The sequence below is a fragment of the Kitasatospora sp. NPDC089913 genome, from assembly GCF_044748625.1.
Classification (GTDB): domain Bacteria; phylum Actinomycetota; class Actinomycetes; order Streptomycetales; family Streptomycetaceae; genus Kitasatospora.
This window is the reverse complement of the sequence record NZ_JBIVGI010000002.1, coordinates 592,673-611,293: the sequence shown is the minus strand read 5'-3', so window position 1 is coordinate 611,293 and position 18,621 is coordinate 592,673. Positions and strand designations below refer to the sequence as shown.

Here is an 18,621-nt window from a genome sequence, read left to right as displayed (position 1 = left end):
CCGGTTGGCCCCCCGCCCCCCCCCCCCAACCCCCCCCACCCCCCCTCCCCCGGGGCACCGCCTGCAGGGGGCGGGGGCCCGGCCCGGGCCCGGGCCCGGGCCCGGGCACCTCTCCGGCCCTCAGCCCTTGAAGAGGTTGTGGCCGACGTCGGACGGCACGATCTCCTTGACCGGCGTACTGCTGTCGTCGGGCACCCTGGCGCCGGGCACCGGTTCGTCGCTCTCGCGGTGCAGCAGCACCACCCCGTGCTCGCCCCAGACCTGCCGGTAGCCGTGGGCCAGCAGCAACTCGATCCGCTCGGCCTGCTCCGCCGAGGTCTGGAACGGGAAGGTCCGGGTGTCGGAGCGGATCAGGACGTAGTCGCGGCCGCGCGGCACGCCGTCCACCAGGACCACGTCGGTGCGGCCGACCAGTCGCGGCACCACCTGGTTGTCGGCCTCCACCAGGGCGCCGTCGGGGATCTGCGCGGCGCCCCGGACCAGGGCCGCGTTGCTCGCCGAGGGGCGCCAGAAGGCCGGGGTCAGCAGGCTGATCCCGCCCAGCAGCAGGCTGCTGACCAGGGAGATCGCGACCGCCGCGATGCCCAGGCCGTGGCCGGTGCGCCGGTGGGTGCCGCCCCGGGCGTGCAGGCGGCCGAGCGCCTCCAGGGTGGCGGTGAGCAGCACCGGCCACAGGAAGGCGTCGTAGTGGTGGGCGATCGACCAGTGGTTGGGGTTGTCCGACAGGACGCGTTCGGCGAGCAGCGGCACCAGGCAGAGCGCGGTGGCGGAGCGCAGCGGCAGCAGCAGCAGGGTGCCGAACAGCCAGAGCAGCAGCAGCGGTTTGACGGTGGCGTTGGTGGCGACCTGGAGCAGCAGCAGCGGGTCGCCGAGGACGTTGCCGATCGCGGTCCCGGCGTCCGGGCCGAGCGGGCCGTACACCCAGTAGTAGTCGGGCTGGCCGCCCATGGCGGGGATCAGTTCGACGATGGCGAGCGCGGAGGCCAGCGGGCCGCCGATCAGCAGGCCCGCGCCCCAGGCGAGGGCGCGGCGGTCCCCGGCCCGGTCGCCCCCGCGGTCGCCGCGCGGGCGGCCGCGCCACAGCAGGACCAGGCCGTAGGTGCCGACCAGCAGCCCGAGGTCCTCCTTGGTGAGGCAGAGCAGGGCGGCGGCGAGCGCGGCGGTGCCGTAGCGGCGGGCCAGGCCGCGTTCGAGCATCAGCAGGGTGAGCGGGACGGCGAAGGCGACCTCGTGGAAGCCGCCCCGCCCGGCGGCGAGCAGGGGCCAGCCGAGGCCGTAGACGAGGCCGGCCAGGTCGGCGGCCAGGCGCACGGTCCGCAGGCGCGCGGGGTCGGTCCCGGCCGGGTCACCGTGGCCCGTCCCGGTCCCGGTCCCGATCGCGGTGACGTCGGTCGGAGGGGTGAAGCAGCGCACCGCGATCCGGCGGATCAGCGGGACGCCGGCGGCGAGCAGCAGCGCCTGGCCGAGGATCAGGGTGCGCGGGTCCTCCCAGATCCAGTAGAGCGGGGCGAGCGCGGCCAGGATCGGTGAGAAGTGGTCGCCCAGGAGGGAGAAGGAGGGCGGGAACTCGTGGTGGTAGCTCTTCACCGGCGAGATCGGCAGCTCTAAGTGCGCGTAGCCGGCCACACCCTGGTGGAAGATGCCGAGGTCGAATCCGCCCAGCAGGACCGCGGACCACTGCTGGAGCCCGCACGCCGCGGTGACGGCGAAGCAGAGCAGCGTCAGCACGGCGGTCCGGCGGCCGGAGAGCGCGGCGGCGCCGGGTGCGGGCGGGCGTACGACGCGCGGCAGCAGCGGACGGTTCTGGCGGGTGGACGGGCTGAGCCCGGTTTCGACTGGCACGGGATCCCTGAGGTGGTCGGGGGCGGGGGTTGCTGTTCGGGCGGGCCGCGGGGCGGCCGCCCCGGATCAGCCGGCTCCGGGAGCGGCGGGCGGCGGCGTGGCGGCGGCCGGCGGTGCGACCGTGCCGGGGGCCCGCCGCAGCAGGGTGATGCCGTGGTCGCTGCGCACCACCTGGTAGCCGCTGTTCTTGACGGTGGCGACCTCCTGGCGCTCGCGGTCGGGCGACATCGGCCAGCCCATCGGCTGTCCCTCGTCGACCACGATCCACTCGGCCGTCGACCAGTTCTGCGGCCAGCCGAACACGATGACCTCGCAGCGGTTGGTCAGCTGCGGAACCAGCCGGTTCGACGCGGCGACCCGGGCGTCGTCCGGGACGGTGGCGAGCACCGAGCGGGCCGCCTCGACCCGGGCCGGGGTCCGCCACAGTTCGGTGGAGAAGAGCTGTCCGAACGCGAAGCCCGGCAGCAGTGCCAGGGTGACCGTCAGGCTGACCGGCAGTGCCGCGCGGGCGATCCAGCGGGGTACCGTCCCGCGCCAGCCGCGGGCCTTCACCAGGACGTCGACGAAGGCGGCGAACACGATCGGCATCAGTACGGCGCTGTAGTGGTAGTTGGTGCCCCAGTAGGCCGGGTTGTTGGAGAGCAGCCGCCAGCCGAGGGTGGGCAGCGCGACGATCATCAGCGGGGAGCGGGCGGCCAGCAGCACGGTCGGTGCCAGCAGCAGCAGGACGGTGGTGACCTTCTCGCCGGGGGTGACCAGGTCGAGCGGCAGGGTGAGCAGGTTCCGCCCGCCGGAGCCGCCGCTCAGGTTGTCCCAGTAGGCGAAGCTGCCGCCGGGGCTCATCGCGGGGAGCAGCACCAGGAGTTCCAGCAGCGAGGAGCCGACGCCGAGCAGGATGCCGGCCACGCCGACGCGCCGGTCGCCGCGCCACAGGATGCAGGCGCCGACGGCGGCCACGGTGATGCCGAGGTCCTCCTTGACCAGGACCAGCGGCGCGGCCCAGGCGAGGGCGGCGGTCCAGCGCCGTTCGCCGAGCGCGACGACGGAGAAGGCGATCAGCGGGACGGCGAAGGTGATCTCGTGGAAGTCGAAGCCGAGGGCGGAGGCGAGCCCCCAGGAGAGCCCGTAGCCGAGGCCGGTGACCCCGGCGGCGGCCGGTCCGAGCTCGCGTTGTGCCCAGCGGGTGATCGGGACGGCGGCGACGGCGACCAGGGCGGACTGGGCCAGCAGCAGGACCTTCGCGGAGGGCCAGAGCCAGTAGAACGGGGCGAGGGCGGCGAGGGCGGGCGAGAAGTGGTCGCCCAGCAGGTTGAAGCCGGGGCCCTTGAGTTCCACGATCGGGCCGCGGCCCTCGGCGTAGCCGCGCACGCCCTGCTCGAAGATCCCGAGGTCGTACCCGCTGGTGAGGAGGAGTTCATGACGGCGAATGGTGAAGAAGGCGTAGACCAGGAAAAGGGTGAGGGCGACCGCCCAGGGGATGAATCGCACCCGCCGATCGGCGGGTGGTGTCGTGCTCGACGGTTCGTCACCCTCCGTCCTGCGCTGAAGTGCTGATGTGAGTGTACTAATTGTCACTGAACATCCCCGTCGTTCCGGGTGCGAGTGGTCTGCGGCCGATTCTTGTTCGACGCCTCGGGGTGGCGGGCGGGTTCAGCCACGGGCGAACGCCGCCGGGCGTGTCGGCCCCCGGGCGGGCACCGTAGCATGGAGAAGCCCTCCCCGGCGATTGAGGCGCCGGGGAGGGTGATCATTTCTGTCTGATCGTCAGATCATTTTGCTGGAGCGACGATCGGCGATCTGATCGGCATTCACTTCCACTGCTGGTACGAGCCGCCGTTGCCGCCCAGGGCGTACACGTCGCCGTTGCCGTTGCTGTCCAGGTAGAGGCCGGTGGCGAGGTTCCGGTAGGTGTGGCCGTAGGGGCCGTTCCCCCGGACCCACTTCTGGTAGCTGCCGCCGTTGCAGCTCAGCGTGTAGACGTTGCCGTTGCCGTTGGAGTCGAGGCAGAAGCCGGTGGCCTTGTTGCGCAGGTTGAAGGTGGAGCTGCCCAGGTCGCTGGCGTACCAGCGCTGGTACGAGCCGCCGTTGCCGGGGAGGGTGTAGACGTTGCCGTTGCCGTTGCTGTCCAGGTAGCGGCTGGTGGCGACGTTCTGGAGGGTGATCTCGGTGGTCGCGGCGCTCGCCTGACCGGCGGCCAGAACGGTCGCGCCGCCGGCCAGGACGGCGGTCGAGGCGACGAGGGCGACGGTGCGCTGGAGGAGATTCATCGCATTTCCTTCCCGTGGTGACCGGCCCTCCGGCCGGTCGTTGTGGAACTTATCCGGAAATGCGTGCCCGGCGATATGGTGGCCGGTTCCGACTGTCTTTCTTCGGCCATCGGGAATGTTGTCGGAAAAATGCTCTGAATATTAGCTCAACAATTCACACCCGTTCGTCGTCGAAGGGGTTTTTGTGGAGGGTCTGTCCGGGCCCGGTGAAGGGTGGCGGGTTCCCCTTCGGGTCGCCGGTCCGGGGCAAACGGGCAAATCGGAGCAATCGAGAGTGCCCGAACTTGGCCGGATCCGGCCGGGGCGCTCGGCCCCGGCCGGGGGCGCACAGGTCGCGCGAGGGGAGCGGACTCAGGCGATCCACACCGTGGTGACGTTGCAGAACTCCTTGATGCCGTGGCCCGACAGCTCACGGCCGAAACCGGAGCGCTTGACGCCGCCGAACGGCAGCGCCGGGTGCGAGGCGGTCATGCCGTTGAAGAACACCCCGCCCGCCTGGATGTCCCGGACGAACCGCTCCTGCTCCGCCGGGTCCTCGGTCCAGACGTTGGAGCTGAGCCCGAACGGGGTGTCGTTGGCCAGCGCCACCGCCTCGTCCAGGTCGGCCGCCCGGTAGACCGTGGCCACCGGGCCGAAGGTCTCCTCCTGGTGGATCCGCATCCGCGGGGTGATGCCGGTCAGCACCGTCGGCTCGTAGAACCAGCCCGCGTCCAGGCCCTCCGGCCGCCGCCCGCCGCACTCCACCCGGGCCCCGTGCGCCCGGGCGTCCTCGACCAGCTCGGCGATCTCGTCCCGGCCCTGCCGGCTGGCCAGCGGGCCGACCTGGGTCGCCTCGTCCATCGGGTCGCCGACCCGCAGCGCCGCCATGGCGGCGGTGAACGCCGCGGTGAACCGGTCGTAGACCTCGGTGTGCACGATGAACCGCTTGGCGGCGATGCAGGACTGCCCGTTGTTCTGCGCCCGCGCCGTGACGGCGGTGGCCGCGGCCGCGTCCAGGTCCGCGCTCGGCATCACCACGTACGGGTCGCTGCCGCCCAGCTCCAGCACCGCCTTCTTCACCTCGTCGGCCGCTGCCGCCGCGACCGCCCGCCCGGCCGGCTCGCTGCCGGTCAGCGTGACCGCGGCCACCCGGGGATCGCGGACCACCCCCTCCACCGCCGCCGAGCCGATCAGCAGGGTCTGGAAGCAGCCCTCCGGGTAGCCGGCCCGCAGGAACAGCTCCTCCAGCGCCACCGCCGTGCGCGGCACGTTGGACGCGTGCTTGAGCAGCCCGACGTTGCCCGCCATCAGCGCGGGCGCGGCGAACCGCACCACCTGCCAGAACGGGAAGTTCCACGGCATCACCGCCAGGACCGCGCCCAGCGGCCGGTAGCGCACATAGGCGCGGGCCGCCCCGGCGTCGGCCACGTCGGCCGGCTCCGGGTGCTCGTCGGCGAGCAGCGCCTCGGCGTTCTCGGCGTACCAGCGCATCGCCTTGGCGCACTTGGCGGCCTCGGCGCGGGCGGCGGCGATCGGCTTGCCCATCTCCTCGGTCATGGTCCGGGCGATGCCCTCGCGGTCCTCGTCGAGCAGTTCGGCGGCGCGGCGCAGCAGTCCGGCGCGCTGGGCGAAGGAGGTGGTGCGGTAGGTGCGGAAGGTCGCCTCGGCGCGGGCCAGCCGTTGTTCCAGACCGGCCGCGTCCAGCGGTTCGAAGGTCTCCAGGGTCTCGCCGGTCGCCGGGTTCACGCTTGCGATGGGCATCGGGGCCCCTCCCAGGGGTGCGCGGGGGTGGAGGTGTCGGTCCTCCCACCCTGGCCCACCGCCCGCGCGCCGGGTACCACCCGCGCCCGGCGTGTCCCGCCGCGCGGGGCCTTCCGGCGCTACTCCGGCAGCGCCTCCGCCCGGGCCGCCGCGTCGCGGGCCCGGGCACCGGCCCTGGTCCGCCCGGCGGTGGTCAGGCGGTTGGGGAACCGGTGCAGGTACTCGGCCTCCAGTTGCCCGGTGCGCAGGGTGTGCCGCTTCAGGGCGTCGTCCGACCCGTACAGGAAGGTCTCGTGCCTGGTCCGGTGCAGCTGCTCCAGCTCGTGCAGCAGCGTGTCGTTGCCCAGGGCGTGCGGGGAGATGCCCTCGGGCCTGGCGTGCGCGGTGTCGGGGTGCGCCATGTCCACTGCCTCCTAGAACGGGAACTCCCCCCAGTACCCGGTGCCCCGTCGGCCCCGCCGGTACACCCGTTCGAGCCGGGCGGGGTCGCGACGGGGCCGCGCCGGGGCCGCCGCCGGGACCGCCCGGCTCCGGGCGGAGGCGGGAAAACGTAGGATGAAACCTTCGTATTCGCACCGAAACCACCGGACAGGCGTCGATGGCAATTCCCAAGGCCGAACTCCACCTGCACATCGAAGGCACCCTGGAGCCCGAGCTGGCGTTCGCGCTGGCCCGGCGCAACGGCGTGGTGCTGCCGTTCGCGGACGCCGAGGAGCTGCGGCGGGCGTACGCGTTCGGCGACCTGCAGTCCTTCCTCGACCTGTACTACGCGCTGATGGCGGTGCTGCGGACGGAGGAGGACTTCGAGGAGCTCGCCGAGGCCTATCTGGCGCGGGCGGCGGCGCAGGGGGTGCGGCACGCGGAGATCTTCTTCGACCCGCAGGCGCACACCGCGCGCGGGATCCCGCTGCCGGTCGTCGTGGACGGGCTCGGGCGGGCGCTGGACCGGGCCGAACGGCGGCACGGCATCAGCACCCGGCTGATCATGTGCTTCCTGCGGGACGAGTCCGCCGAGTCGGCGCTGGAGACCTTCGAGGCCGCCCGGCCCTGGTTCGGCGGGCGGATCACCGGGGTCGGCCTGGACTCCGCCGAGGTCGGCCACCCGCCGGCCAAGTTCCGCGAGGTCTACCGGCGGGCCGCCGAGGCCGGGCTGCACCGGGTCGCGCACGCCGGGGAGGAGGGCCCGGCCGCGTACATCACCGAGGCCCTGGACGTGCTCGGGGTGGAGCGGATCGACCACGGGCTGCGCTGCCTGGAGGACCCGGCGCTGGTCGAGCGGCTGGTCCGGGAGCGGATCCCGCTCACCCTCTGCCCGCTCTCCAACGTGCGGCTGCGCTGCGTCGACACCCTGGCCGACCACCCGCTGCCCGCGATCCTCGCGGCCGGGCTGCTGGCCACCGTCAACTCCGACGACCCGGCCTACTTCGGCGGCTACGTGGGCGACACCTTCGACGCCCTCGCCGAGGCGCTCGGCCTGGACGAGGACACTCTGCGACTGCTCGCCGCCAACTCCTTCCGGGCCTCGTTCCTCGACGAGGAGCGCCGGGCCGCCCTGCTGGCCGAGGTCGCCGCCTACGAGTTCGGCACCGCCCGGGCCTGACGCCGCCCGGGCCTGACGCCGGCCGCGGCTGAGCCGCCCGCGGCGCCGCCCCCGGGAGCGGGGACGGCGCCGCGGTGCGTCGGAGCGGGGTCGACCGTCGGGGCGTGCCGACGGGGTCACTCCGACCGGGTCACTCCGCCACGGGCACGCACTCGGAGAGCAGGTCGAGGACGTCGCGCCAGGCCCGCCGCGCGTGCCCCGGGTGGTGACCGACCCCGGGGACCGTGGCGTGGTCGACCGGGGGATGGTGGAAGGCGTGCAGGGCGCCGCCGTAGACCGTGAGGCGCCAGTCGACGCCCGCGGCCTGCATCTCGGCGGTGAACGCGTCCCGTTGCGCGGGCGGCATGATCGGGTCCTCCGACCCGACCCCGGCCCACACCGGGCAGCGGATGCGCGCCGTCTCGCCCGGTCGGCCCGTGGCCAGTCCGTTGACCGTCCCGATCGCCCGCAGGCCGGCGCCGTCGCGCCCGAGTTCCAGCGCGATCACGCCCCCGGTGCCGTAACCGACGGCGGCGATCCGGTCGGGATCGGTCCGCGGCTCGGCGCGGAGCACGTCGAGCGCCGCGTGGCCGATGCCGCGCATCCGCTCGGGGTCGGCGAGCAGCGGCAGGCAGCGGGCCAGCATCTCCTCGGGGTCGCCCAGATAGCGCCCGCCGTGCAGGTCGAAGGCGAGCGCCACGTATCCCAGTCCGGCGAGCGCCTCGGCCCGGCGGCGCTCGACGTCGCCGAGCCCCATGCCCTCGGGTCCGACCAGGACCGCGGGCCGGCGGCCGGCACCGGCCGGCAGTGCGAGGTGCCCGATCATCGTCAGGCCGTCGGCCGCGTACTCGACCGTGCGTGCGGTAACCGTTGTCATTGCCCGGACTGTAGTGAGCGCCGGGCCTGTGGGGCCGGTGTTCCGCTGCCGGCGGAAGGCGGGACCCGCGCAACCGGTTGGCCGGGTCCGGAGGGGACGGCCGAAAGCGATCTCCGCTCGGCGGGCGGCGGCTTCCCGGGCCCCGGCGCCCGCGTCCCGGCGGACTGTTCCGGCCGCAATTAATGTCAGATTGACGATAATCGGGTCCCGGGGCTACCGTGCCGGGCATGACCGTGAAAGTGGTCCTGACGCGCGACAGCGTGTGCATGGGGGACGACAGCTTCGCGCCGCACCGGCAGGACACCACCGTCGACGGCGCCACCACCCTGGGCGATCTCGTGGCCCGGGTGGCCGACTACCCGCTCCGCATGCGTGGAGCCCGCTGGGTGGTGTTCCTCGGCCCGGACCGTGCCGGAGGCTCCCCGATCGCCGAAATCTCGCCGGAGTGGGAGAGCCCGCGCTTCCCGGCCGGAGTCGACCGTTCGCTTCCCCTGGCCTCCCTGGCCGCGGGCGACGGCGAGCTGAGCCTCTTCTTCCAGTACCACCCCGGCAGTGTCCCCCGGGTGGGACCGCGCGATCCCGGCCCCACCGCCCTCGACCCGCTCGCGGGCCGGCTCGCCCTGTGGCTCGTCGAGCGCCGCTGATGCCCACCGGCGACTGCCCACCGGCGACCTCCCGGCGGCGGCCTCCCGGCGGCGCGGAGCGGACAGGCCGATGGCTCCCACCCGGGAAACCGCAGGTGGGAGCCGTCGTGGGTGCCCGGTCAGAGCAGGGTGGACCAGTAGTACCAGGAGTGACGCGCGGGTGATGTGACCAGCGGCCCCGTTCGCGCGTACCCCGCTGACCTGTTGTGACCCGGAGATCGACTGTCAGCGTTGTGCGGCGCTGGGCAGCATCGCACGGCCCACAGACGGCCCAGCGGGCGGGAGTCCTACCGACAACAGCCCCGTCGGATCGTGCCTCGCGGCGTTGTTGCGGGCGAGGGGTGCACCCCTGTGTGCTCATGTCCCTGCCATCGGGAAGGTAGAGCCCGACCCCGATTGTGGTGGGAGCACCTGTGTGGCTGTCACTGCACTGTCACAGTAATTTCCCCAGCTCAGGGCTCATGCAGTGACAGAGTGACAGCTGTGACAGTGATGACGGGTAGGGCTGTCACACGGTTCGTCCGTTGGTGATGACTCTCTTTGGATGGACGGCGCCCTCGATTCATGGAATGAGGATCGGGAGAACGCGCCCACCCGCGTTGGTTGGCTCCATTACGCTCCGTCATAAACCGTTCATCGCAATGGCGGAGGTGCCCAAGTGAGTGGCGAGATCGTCCAGTTGGTCGAGCAGGCCAGCCCCTACCTGACAGCAGCCGTGAGCGCCTACGGCGGGGCCGTCCTCGCCCGCGCCGAGGACACCGCCGTGGAGGCCACCGCCAATCTCGGCCGGCGCATCCTCCAGACCGTGTGGCGCCGCCGCACCGAACCCCAGCAGGCTGCCCTCGAAGCCGCCGTCCAGGATGCCGCCGAAGCCCCCGGCGACCCCGACGCCGCGGCCGCCCTCCGCCAGCAGATCAAGCGGGCCCTGCGCGAGGACACCGACCTCCTCAAGGAACTCGCCGCCCTCCTCCCCGCACCGGCCGCCGGAACGGTGACCATAACCGCCTCCGGCGAACGGTCCATCGCCGCACACACCATCACCACCGCGATCACCGGCGACGGCCACCACACCGACCAGTGACCACCCCCGAACCCGGCATCGACGCCTCCGGGGCAAGAGCGATCGCCGCACACACCATCAGCCACGCCCACACCGGCGACGTGATCGGCCTGCCCGCCGAGATCCTCACCGCCGCCCGCGACGTCCCCGCCCCGCCCCGCCTCGGCAACCTGCCACCCCTGCCCCTGTGCCTCGGACGCGACGACGACCTCACCCGCCTCCGCACCACCCTCGCCGAACAGACCGGGACGGCGATCACCCAGGCGTCCACCGTCCACGGCCTCGGCGGCATCGGCAAAACCACCCTCGCCCTCACCTACGCCCACCAGCAGCGCCACACCTACACCCTCGTCTGGTGGATCAACGCCGACTCACCCACCCGCCTCGAACAGTCCCTCGGCGACCTGGCTCTCAAGCTCTTCCCCGCCTGGGCCGGCAACGCCAACCAGGACCAACGCTCCGCGTGGGCAACCACCTGGCTGCAATGGCACCCCGGCTGGCTCCTGATCTTCGACAACGTCGAAAACCCCACTGACCTCAACCCCTACCTCGGTGCCCTCGACAACGGCCACCACCTCATCACCAGCCGCCGCGCCACTGGCTGGCCCCGCACCATCCACACCCTGGCGCTGGGAACCCTCCAGCCCGACGAAGCCGCTGCCCTCGTCTGCACCCTCGCCGTCACCGACCGCACACCCACCCCGCGCGACCGGCAAGCGGCCCACGCCCTGGCCACCGAGCTCGGCCACCTCCCCCTCGCCCTCGAACAGGCCGGCGCCTACCTCGCCCAGAACCCCACCATCGACATCGACACCTACCGCCGCCGCCTACCCGCAAAGCTCGACAAAGCCGCCGACGGAGTCGATGCGGAGCGCACCATCACCCGCATCTGGACCCAGACCCTCCATGCCCTCACCGCACGCAACCCACTCGCCGTCGACACCCTGCACACCATCGCCTGGCTCGCCCCTGACAACATCCCCATCCTCCTCCTGGAGACCCCTGGCACCGACACCGACGACCTCGCTGAAGCACTTGGCCTCCTCGCCGCCTACAGCATGGCCACCCTCACCCCGAACACCGTCAGCATCCACCGCCTCGTCCAGACCGTCCTACGCACCACCGCACCCACCAACCCGGACGGCTCGCCCGCCGGCCGCCGCGAAGCCGAACACGCCCTCACCCACGCCCTCACCGCCCTACCCGAACCCACCACCGGCCCAGCGCCAGAGTGGGACACCCTCATCCCCCACCTGACCGCCCTCGCCGCAACCACACCACCCGACCACCACAACGACACCACCACAATGCTCTACATCACAGCCGCCCAGTACCTCGACCGCCAGGGTCACAACGCCCGCACCATCCCCCTGCGAGCAGCCGAGCTTGCCCAGTTCGAGCAGCACCTCGGCCACACCCACCCCGATACCCTGAACAGCCGCCACAACCTCGCCAGCGCCTACCGGGCCGCTGGCGACCTCGACCGCGCCATCCCCCTCCACCAGACCACCCTCACCCAACGCGAGCAGACCCTCGGCCACACCCACCCCGACACCTTGAACAGTCGCAACAACCTCGCCAATGCTTACCAGGACGCTGGCGACCTCGACCGCGCCATCCCCCTCCACCAGACCACCCTCGCCCAATGCGAGCAGACCCTCGGTCACACCCACCCCGACACCTTGAACAGTCGCAACAACCTCGCCGACGCCTACCTGGCCGCTGGCGACGTCGACCGCGCCATCCCCCTCCACCAGACCACCCTCGCCCAATGCGAGCAGACCCTCGGCCACACCCACCCCCAGACCCTGGCCAGCCGCAACAACCTCGCCCACGCCTTCCAGGACGCTGGCGACCTCGACCGCGCCATCCCCCTCCACCAGACCACCCTCGCCCAATGCGAGCAGACCCTCGGCCACACCCACCCCCGCACCCTCACCAGCCGCAACAACCTCGCCCACGCCTACCAGGCCGCTGGCGACCTCGACCGCGCCATCCCCCTCCACGAACTCACCCTCACTCAGAGCGAGCAGCATCTCGGCGACACCCACCCCGACACCTTGAACAGTCGCAACAACCTCGCCGACGCCTACCTGGCTGCTGGCGACGTCGACCGCGCCATCCCCCTCCACCAGACCACCCTCGCCCAATGCGAGCAGACCCTCGGCCACACCCACCCCCAGACCCTCACCACCCGCCACAACCTCGCCAACGCCTACCAGGACGCCGGCAGCCTCGACCGCGCCATCCCCCTGTACGAACTCACCCTCACTCAACGCGAGCAGACCCTCGGCCACACCCACCCCCAGACCCTCACCACCCGCCACAACCTCGCGTTCGCCTACCTGGCTGCTGGCGACCTCGACCGCGCCATCCCCCTCCACCAGACCACCCTCACTCAACGCGAGCAGACCCTCGGCCACACCCACCTCCATACCCTCACCACCCGCCACAACCTCGCGTTCGCCTACCGGGCCGCAGGCGACCTCGGCCGTGCCATCTCCCTGTACGAACTCACCCTCACCCAGTACGAGCAGACCCTCGGTGAGACCCACCCCCAGACCCTCACCACCCGCCACAACCTCGCGTTCGCCTACCTGGCCGCAGGCGACCTCGACCGTGCCATCTCCCTGCACGAACTCACCCTCACCCAGTACGAGCAGACCCTCGGTCACACCCACCTCCATACCCTCACCACCCGCCACAACCTCGCCAACGCCTACCTGGCCGCAGGCGACCTCGACCGTGCCATCTCCCTGCACGAACTCACCCTCACCCAATGCGAACAGACCCTCGGCCACACCCACCCCCAGACCCAGTTAGTGCGAGCACACCTCGCCCATGCATGCGACGCTAAGCGCCGTCTCAGTAGTCAATGACAGGTACCCCGTCGGATGGCGAATCCTGATCTGTCCGGTCGCTGTCCGGCCCATTCCGCAGCTCAACCCGCCTGACCGGACAGCCGGACACCTCATGAGTTGCAGGTGTCCGGTTGTCCGGATCTCCAGCAAGCCCAGGAGCTGAAGGGAAGATCGTCACGATGAGCACGCTTCACCTAGACTTGCGCGCGCCAGACCCAGAAGGCGGGAGAGTGCGCACGGGCATGGGAGAGAAGACCGAGCGGGTTGAGCAGACCATCCGCGAATGGATCAGCTCCGGCGAACTGGCCAGCGGCGCCAAATTGCCCTCCGAGCGAACGCTGTCGGCAGACCTGGGTGTCGGCCGGACGACCGTGCGCCTCGTCCTGGCGAAGCTCGCCACTGAGGGCCTGGTAGTCGCCCACCACGGGAGCGGCTACTTCGTCAGCACTGGCAAGCTGTCCGGCGACCCGTCGGTCACGGCGCCACATGGCGCACTGGAGCCGTGGCTCATCCACGGTGAGCGGCTGGTGTACGACAACCAGTGGGTCAAGCTCGCGCTCGTTGACGTCGAACCTCCCGGCGTCGAGCGCTTCGAGCACCACGTGGTGCGACTTCAGCACGTCGCCATCACCGCCGTTGTGGATGACCAAGACCGCGTCCTGATGCTCTGGCGCTACCGCTTCGTTCCGGGCCGGTTCGGCTGGGAACTCCCCGGTGGCATCGTGGACGCTGGCGAGGAAGGGAAGGACGCCGCGGCACGCGAGGTCGAGGAAGAGACCGGGTGGCGCCCCAATGCAATCGAACACGTGGTCACCTATCAGCCCATGGTCGGCATGGTGGACTCGCCGCACGAGATCTTCGTGGCCAGGGGCGCCACGAAGGTCGGCGATCCCACCGATGCCGAGGAAGCCGGCCACATCGAGTGGATCCCGCTTGCCGAGGTCCCGGGCCTTATCGCGCGGGACGAGCTGCTGGGGTCAGGGACACTCGTAGCCCTGCTCCACTTGCTCGCCGAGCGCGCGCAGCGACCTACAGGCGCCCGGTAAGGCCCTCGATCCGCTTCCGCTGGCGAACCGATCCCGTTCGGTTCGCCAGGAGTCGAGCGTGTTGGAGATGCGCCTTCGCCTGCCCGTATTCCCCGCGAGCCAGGTGGGCCTGCGCCAGGTCGCAGCGCAGGCCCGCGGTAGCCCGCGTGAACGTCGGGTCCATCTGCTGAAGGGCTGCGTACAGTTCGGCCAGTGCCGTGTCCTCGCCGAGGATGGCAAGCGCGTTGCCACGCCAGCGCGCGAGGTGGTTGGCGTTCAGGAAGATACTCAGCATGTCCGGATCCCTGGCCTCCTCGCCCGGAGGCAGGACCGCCGCCGCTCGATCAAGCGCCTTCCGGCAGTCATCCGCGAAGCCCGCTCTCGCGCAGAGCTCGGCCTCCGCCGCAAAGAGCCAGGAAGCGAGCCGAGGAGAAATCTTGCTTCCTCCGGCACGCTGAGCCTCCCGAACCAGGTCAACAGCCATCTCCATGCGACCGGCCTCGGCCAGGACGTACGCCTGCTCTCCCATGGCGTGCGCCAGGTACATGGGCTGCTCAGCTTCTGCCGCCGCTCGCTTGCCCAGCTCGTCGTAGCGCCAAGCGCGTTCAACAGCGCCGGCGTCGAGGGCCTGCCACGCCGCGAGCGTCGCGGCAGCCGCAAGAGCTGTTGCCACCGGCCGCCTCGCATCGGGAAGGACAGCGAAGGTCAGAGCATCTTCCAAGGTGGTCAGGTGCGCTTGCATTTGATCGACGAGCGCCGCCGCACCCATCTGGCGGTCGAAGCTCCGTAGCAGCTCCGTCTGATGAAGCATGGTGTCCACCATGCCGAGGCTCAGGCTCCTGGCCGCGTCGATGCGGCTGATCAACTCGCCGTAGCCATCAGCCACCTCCACCGACGGCGTCGGCAGGGCGAACAGCTCTTCGTCCGTCCTCCCGAAGAGCGCGCGCAGGATCCCCGCGTAGGTGCTGGAGACCTGCCGTCTGCCGTTCTCCCACTCCGAGATGTAGACCTTCAGGCTTGCCGGGGACGCCACGTCCACCAGCCGCTTCTCGGCATATCGAACGATCTCTCGCACCAGCCGGTCCTGAGACCAGCCTCGGTCCTTACGAGCCTGTCGCAGCCGCTCTGCCATGTGCCCGCCCCTGCCGTGGTGACGCCTGTTCGCCGACAGCATGCCGCATTTGCCGCATCGGCATGGGGGGTTAACAAAACTGGGTTAACCCCAGCTGACTACCGGGTCGTTGGCGCACGCCGTTCCATGGAGTCACGGCCAGAACTGACAGGCCGACAGGAATCGCTTGACACTGGTGCGCACCAGTTGCAAACTGCTGGTGCGCACCAGTTGGGGGCTCGCTCCGAAGGCGATACCCACGGCTCGACCGCACAGGCTCTGGCTTGTGCCAGAGGGCGCACTGAACAAATTCGCTGATCAGGCCCTTCTTTGGGCTGCCCGAACCTTGAGAACTGAAGAGTGATCGTGCGGGACCGACGCGAGGGCGGCGGTCGCGGTGGGCGCCTAGGTTGAGGAACCGGGGGAGTGCCGCCGTGATGAACGAAGCCCTCCCCCTACGCAGTGGCGTGCCATCCCTTCGGGGGTGTGGGGCCGAACGGGACGCTGACCAGGCCGATTCGTACGGCTGGTTCGCGTTTCGGGAGTACAGCGGAGTCCCAACGCACGTGGCGGGATGAGACAGACCGCCCCCGAGGCGACCGGGTGCCGAGAGGCAAGTCGCCGGCGGCTGCGAGCCACGCACCGCGCCCTTGCCGGGGTGTGGGTCGCCCTGCTGGTGCTGAGCAGAGAGAGGCACCGGACCAGGCCCGAGAGACCTGACGCCCGTAGGACGGGCAACCCCAACCGCTCGCCCCGTCAGGGGCTTTGACGCGAGGAGCCTGCCGTGGGCAAGGCCCGAATCCATATCCGGCCCCGCCGCTGAACAGCGCGGTGGGGCTCACCGATCCTTCGGTCGCGCTACCAGCGATCACGGCTCCCGGCGCGCGCCGCCCGCCCCGACGGGCGGCGGCCGTGCGCCGGGTTCCGCGGCTGCTCGTCGAGCACCGATTCCCCATGCGGCTGCGGCCCCGGTGCTGCAACACCGGGGCCGCTCAGGGCCGCCCAGTCCCGTTTCGTCGAAGGGAACCGACCCATGCGCACTATCGTCGCAGGCCGGCACGCGGCCTCCAAGGAGGAGTTCGCGGAGCTGGCGCTCGGTGTCGATACCGAGCTGTTCACCGGGCCCGCCGGCCCCGAGCCGTTGGCGGATCGGGCCGCGCGGCTGGCCGCCGCCGAGGACATCCTCGATGTCCTGCGCCGGGAGGACCCGGAGCTGGCCGCCCACGCCGAGAACCTGATGCGCCGCACCACCCGGGCCACCGCGGCCCCGACCGCCGGAGCGGGCTGCCTGCGCCTGGTCGTCGACGGCAACACCCGCTCGGGCAAGCACTTCCCGGTCGCCACGCTGCTGGGGCTGGTGGCGGCATGAGCCTCACCACCGAGCGCGAGGACGAGATCCGCGCGCTGGCCGACGACGAGTTCCGCACCACCTTCAGCCTGGACGACGCCGTTGAGGACCTCCTCGCCGCGCTGGACGCGGTGCGCGGCCGGCTGCGGTCGATGGCCGCCAAGGTGCGCGCCGTCGCGGACGACATCGAGGCGGGCCGCACCCCCGAGGTGGCGAGTCTGCGCCGGGCGGCCCAGCTGGCCGCAGTGGACGGGGTGGAGCGGTGAGCGCCCGGATCGTGCGCCGCGGGGTGCGCGGCACGCTGCTGCCGACCCTGACCGGCCGCCCCGCCGAGCGCCTGGTCGACTTCGCCCCGGCCGCCGACAGCGCGCTGCCCGGCGCGGCGTGCGCCGAGGTGGACCCGGACCTGTTCTTCCCCGCCGACGACGAGGCGGGCGAGTTCGCCGAGCGCCGGGCGAGGCAGATCTGCGCCGGCTGCCCGGTGCGGGAGATGTGCCTCGCGCTGGCCCTCAAGCGGAGCGAGCAGCACGGCATCTTCGGCGGCCTCGACCCGGCCGAGCGCCGGACCCTGGCCCGCAAGCGGTACCGCGAGACCGCCCGGGCGAAGAAGGGGGTGGCGTGATGGCCCACTCCAAGCGCCTGGCCTGGGCCACGGCCCTGCTGGCCCTCGCCTTCCCCGCCGCCACCAAGGCCGTCCTCGCCTTCGCCGCCGCGGTCGTCGCGGTGCTGCTGGCCCACCCGCAGACCGCCTGCTCGCTCGCGGCCGGGGTGCTGCTGGCGAGCACGCTGCCCGCCCTGCGCCGGCGCCTGCACCGTGCCCGCATCCGCCGCGCCGAGCGCGGCCTTGTCTCCGCTGTCCGCCTCGACCTCGCCGGAGGGACCCGATGAGCGTCACCGAGCTGCGGCCCACCGGCCGCACCCCGCGCACCCCCGCCAAGTCCGCCTCCAAGGAAGCCGCCGAGGCCGAGGCCCTGCGGGCGAAGACCGACGCCGCGAAGGCGGCCGCCGACATCGCCAACCAGCTCAAGGCCGCGAAGGCCGCCGCCGAGATCGCCGAGGGCCACGCCAGGGCCGAGGAGATCCGGCAGAAGAGCGCCGAGCGCGCCGCCGAGGCCGCCCGCACCCGGGCCCAGGCCCAGCAGGCGCGGGAGAAGGCCGAGCGCTCCGCCGCCCAGTGGCGCACGGCCGCGAAGGCCATCGCCGTCACCTGCGTGATCGTGTCCCTGCCGCTGCAGTTGATGGCGTTCTGGTCGCCCGGGGCGCCGTTCCTGCTGGCCGCCCCGCTGGTCCTGGAGGGCCTGGCGTGGGCGCTGCTCAAGGGCGCCGAGGCCGCGATCGACGAGGTGCGCCCGTCCTGGCACTACCGGGCCCTGGCCGGGGCGGTCGCGCTGTTCGCCGCCACCGTCAACTACCTCCACGGCTCCGGCGAGTTCGGGATCGGCACCGGACTTGGCGGGGCGTTCTGTTCGCTGGCCGGTCCGCTGGTGTGGGACCTGCACGAACACGGCCGCATCCGCAAGCGCGACGCCCGCAAGACCCGGCGCGAACGCCGCGAGGAAGCCCGCCGCCTCGCGGCCGAGACGGCGGAGAAGCAGGCGGCCGAGCAGCGCGAGACGGACGACCGCGAGGCCCGCGAGACCATCCGCTCCCAGCAGTGGCCGCAGGTGTGGGAGCGCGCCGTCGCCCTGGCCGCCGCCCTCGGCGAACTCCACCCGAGCGAGCCGACGTGGAAGCGCGCGTGGGACGACGTCGAGGGCGCCGCCCTCGGCGACACCGCCACCGCCATCTCCGCCCGCGTGACCGCCAAGGCCGCCGTGAAGGACGCCGCCAAGGACCCGGCAAACCAGACCGAAAGGGTGGAAAAGACGCAGGTCGAATCCCAGGTGCCCACCCCCGTCAAGGGCACGCGCGTGCGGGCGACGGACGGGCGCCGCAACAACGGCGGCACCCCGCCCGTGCGCCGCGCCGGCGACACCCTCGCCTACTCCCCGGCAGCCCGCCGCGCCATGTCCCTCGCCGCCCGCCGCCCCCGCGCCGGCGCCTGAACCACCCCGTGAGGAGAACGCTTGTGTTCACCGCCAAGACCGAGGTGCTGATCGTGTCCTGCGAGGACCGGCCCGAGGCCGTCGGACGCACCGGCCGCATCGTCGACGAGGTCCCGCCCGGCCCGCTCACCGGCCACCGCTGGACCGTGCGCCTCGGGTGGCTGGAGGGCTCCGCCCTGTGCCACCCCCACGAGATCCGCCCCACCGGCAACTGACCCCGCC

General features: G+C 72.1%; 18 protein-coding genes. 11 read left to right on the top strand and 7 right to left on the bottom strand.

The annotated features are described in order from the left end of the window. Positions 1-120 precede the first annotated feature (120 nt). From ACIPYS_RS06590 to ACIPYS_RS06570, 5 genes are all read right to left on the bottom strand, one after another. Positions 121-1,842, bottom strand: coding sequence for a DUF2079 domain-containing protein (locus ACIPYS_RS06590; RefSeq protein ID WP_400743932.1), 1,722 nt, complete (start codon positions 1,840-1,842; stop codon positions 121-123). 66 nt (positions 1,843-1,908) lie between these two features. After that, on the bottom strand, positions 1,909-3,330 hold the full coding sequence (locus ACIPYS_RS06585; protein ID WP_231977985.1) for a DUF2079 domain-containing protein: 1,422 nt from the start codon (positions 3,328-3,330) through the stop codon (positions 1,909-1,911). Between the two features lie 320 nt (positions 3,331-3,650). After that, positions 3,651-4,109, bottom strand: a complete 459-nt coding sequence (locus tag ACIPYS_RS06580) for an RICIN domain-containing protein (protein ID WP_400743929.1) — start codon at positions 4,107-4,109, stop codon at positions 3,651-3,653. Positions 4,110-4,460: 351 nt separating this feature from the next. Then, the gene (locus ACIPYS_RS06575; RefSeq protein ID WP_093863168.1) at positions 4,461-5,849 is read right to left on the bottom strand and encodes an NADP-dependent succinic semialdehyde dehydrogenase; all 1,389 of its coding nucleotides are present in this window, start codon (positions 5,847-5,849) and stop codon (positions 4,461-4,463) included. Positions 5,850-5,968: 119 nt separating this feature from the next. Continuing rightward, complete coding sequence (locus ACIPYS_RS06570) at positions 5,969-6,250, bottom strand: DUF6158 family protein (RefSeq protein WP_231977987.1); 282 nt, start codon at positions 6,248-6,250, stop codon at positions 5,969-5,971. A gap of 197 nt (positions 6,251-6,447) precedes the next feature. On the opposite strand from ACIPYS_RS06570, the gene ACIPYS_RS06565 reads away from it, so the two are divergent. Beyond that, positions 6,448-7,449, top strand: coding sequence for an adenosine deaminase (locus ACIPYS_RS06565; RefSeq protein ID WP_093863169.1), 1,002 nt, complete (start codon positions 6,448-6,450; stop codon positions 7,447-7,449). Between the two features lie 130 nt (positions 7,450-7,579). On the opposite strand, the gene ACIPYS_RS06560 is transcribed toward ACIPYS_RS06565, so the two are convergent. Continuing rightward, complete coding sequence (locus tag ACIPYS_RS06560) at positions 7,580-8,305, bottom strand: dienelactone hydrolase family protein (RefSeq protein ID WP_400743924.1); 726 nt, start codon at positions 8,303-8,305, stop codon at positions 7,580-7,582. 227 nt (positions 8,306-8,532) lie between these two features. Between ACIPYS_RS06560 and ACIPYS_RS06555 the strand changes: the two genes are divergently transcribed. The 4 genes from ACIPYS_RS06555 to ACIPYS_RS06540 all read left to right on the top strand — a co-directional run bounded on the left by ACIPYS_RS06555 (position 8,533) and on the right by ACIPYS_RS06540 (position 13,916). After that, complete coding sequence (locus tag ACIPYS_RS06555) at positions 8,533-8,949, top strand: hypothetical protein (protein WP_093863171.1); 417 nt, start codon at positions 8,533-8,535, stop codon at positions 8,947-8,949. A gap of 658 nt (positions 8,950-9,607) precedes the next feature. Further along, the gene (locus ACIPYS_RS06550; protein ID WP_400743920.1) at positions 9,608-10,030 is read left to right on the top strand and encodes a hypothetical protein; all 423 of its coding nucleotides are present in this window, start codon (positions 9,608-9,610) and stop codon (positions 10,028-10,030) included. Next, a complete protein-coding gene (fxsT, locus tag ACIPYS_RS06545) occupies positions 10,027-12,888 on the top strand; it encodes an FxSxx-COOH system tetratricopeptide repeat protein (protein WP_400743917.1) in 2,862 nt (953 codons plus the stop codon). The genes ACIPYS_RS06550 and fxsT overlap by 4 nt, the downstream gene beginning before the upstream one ends. Before the next feature lie 224 nt (positions 12,889-13,112). Then, the gene (locus ACIPYS_RS06540; protein WP_400743914.1) at positions 13,113-13,916 is read left to right on the top strand and encodes a GntR family transcriptional regulator; all 804 of its coding nucleotides are present in this window, start codon (positions 13,113-13,115) and stop codon (positions 13,914-13,916) included. Here the strand turns inward: ACIPYS_RS06540 and ACIPYS_RS06535 are convergent. Next, positions 13,900-15,027 carry a helix-turn-helix transcriptional regulator gene (locus ACIPYS_RS06535; protein WP_400743911.1) on the bottom strand — a complete coding sequence of 376 codons (1,128 nt, stop codon included), beginning with the start codon at positions 15,025-15,027 and terminating at the stop codon, positions 13,900-13,902. The genes ACIPYS_RS06540 and ACIPYS_RS06535 overlap by 17 nt on opposite strands. Positions 15,028-16,039: 1,012 nt before the next feature. Between ACIPYS_RS06535 and ACIPYS_RS06530 the strand changes: the two genes are divergently transcribed. Genes ACIPYS_RS06530 through ACIPYS_RS06505 form a run of 6 tightly spaced genes read left to right on the top strand, consistent with a single transcriptional unit; the run spans position 16,040 to position 18,614 of the window. Further along, positions 16,040-16,375 (top strand): hypothetical protein, encoded by a 336-nt coding sequence (locus ACIPYS_RS06530; protein ID WP_400743908.1) that lies wholly within the window; start codon positions 16,040-16,042, stop codon positions 16,373-16,375. Next, the gene (locus ACIPYS_RS06525) at positions 16,372-16,620 is read left to right on the top strand and encodes a hypothetical protein (RefSeq protein ID WP_400743905.1); all 249 of its coding nucleotides are present in this window, start codon (positions 16,372-16,374) and stop codon (positions 16,618-16,620) included. The genes ACIPYS_RS06530 and ACIPYS_RS06525 overlap by 4 nt, the downstream gene beginning before the upstream one ends. Beyond that, positions 16,617-16,976, top strand: a complete 360-nt coding sequence (locus tag ACIPYS_RS06520) for a WhiB family transcriptional regulator (protein WP_400743902.1) — start codon at positions 16,617-16,619, stop codon at positions 16,974-16,976. Before ACIPYS_RS06525 ends, ACIPYS_RS06520 begins: the two co-directional genes overlap by 4 nt. Beyond that, entirely contained in the window at positions 16,976-17,242 is a 267-nt protein-coding gene (locus tag ACIPYS_RS06515) for a hypothetical protein (RefSeq protein WP_400743900.1), read from the top strand. Before ACIPYS_RS06520 ends, ACIPYS_RS06515 begins: the two co-directional genes overlap by 1 nt. Continuing rightward, on the top strand, positions 17,239-18,399 hold the full coding sequence (locus ACIPYS_RS06510; protein ID WP_400743897.1) for a hypothetical protein: 1,161 nt from the start codon (positions 17,239-17,241) through the stop codon (positions 18,397-18,399). The genes ACIPYS_RS06515 and ACIPYS_RS06510 overlap by 4 nt, the downstream gene beginning before the upstream one ends. A 23-nt stretch (positions 18,400-18,422) precedes the next feature. Next, positions 18,423-18,614: a hypothetical protein gene (locus tag ACIPYS_RS06505; RefSeq protein ID WP_400743894.1), complete on the top strand. Its 192-nt coding sequence runs from the start codon at positions 18,423-18,425 to the stop codon at positions 18,612-18,614. Positions 18,615-18,621: the final 7 nt, after the last annotated feature.